The sequence below is a fragment of the Solihabitans fulvus genome, assembly GCF_008386585.1.
GTDB classification, from domain to species: domain Bacteria; phylum Actinomycetota; class Actinomycetes; order Mycobacteriales; family Pseudonocardiaceae; genus Solihabitans; species Solihabitans fulvus.
In genome coordinates, this window is the sequence record NZ_VUOB01000370.1 from 1 (window position 1) to 586 (window position 586).

The 586-nt window shown below is 51.5% G+C and carries 1 protein-coding gene; it reads right to left on the minus strand.

All coding sequences use genetic code 11. The annotated features are described in order from the left end of the window. A partial coding sequence (rplJ, locus tag F0L68_RS46080; RefSeq protein WP_223199668.1) for a 50S ribosomal protein L16 occupies positions 1-564 on the minus strand: 564 nt, incomplete at its 3' end. Positions 565-586 lie beyond the last annotated feature (22 nt).

The window sequence follows — 586 nt, forward strand, 5'->3', positions numbered from 1 at the left end:
GCCCTCTTCACGCAGCTTCTCAAACTCATCACGTTCATACTTTGTGAAACCCCACTTCTTTGATACGTAGATCTTTTGACGTCCGGGGAACTTGAACTTGGCACGGCGCAGAGCCTCGATGACCTGTGCCTTCCACCTGTCACTAGAGCGCACGGACATGATGGGCTGTCCAATGCGAACACGTGCTACAGTACCCTGAGGCTTGCCAAACGCACCACGCATCCCAGTCTGGAGCCTATCAGCTCCAGCGCATGATAACATTTTATTGATGCGGATAACGTGGAAAGGGTGAAGTCTCATGCGGATATGGAACTGATCCTTTCCGCAGTTCTTTACGAGGTACTTATTGCAGCAGATACGTCCTGCCTCCAAAGCCTCTGAGCTCAGCTGTTCATATTCGTCGGACACCAAGTGCACGCACAGTGGAAAGTCGTCAACGGTCGCTCTCTTCTTACCCAAATCGAAGATACGGATCTTGGGATCAGGTACACCCCGACAGAACCTCGATTTCGGATACGGTTTATTTTTGCAGTACCGGTAGCATCTCGCTGGCCGGCGCCCCATGGTGATCTTTACAAAGTGACAC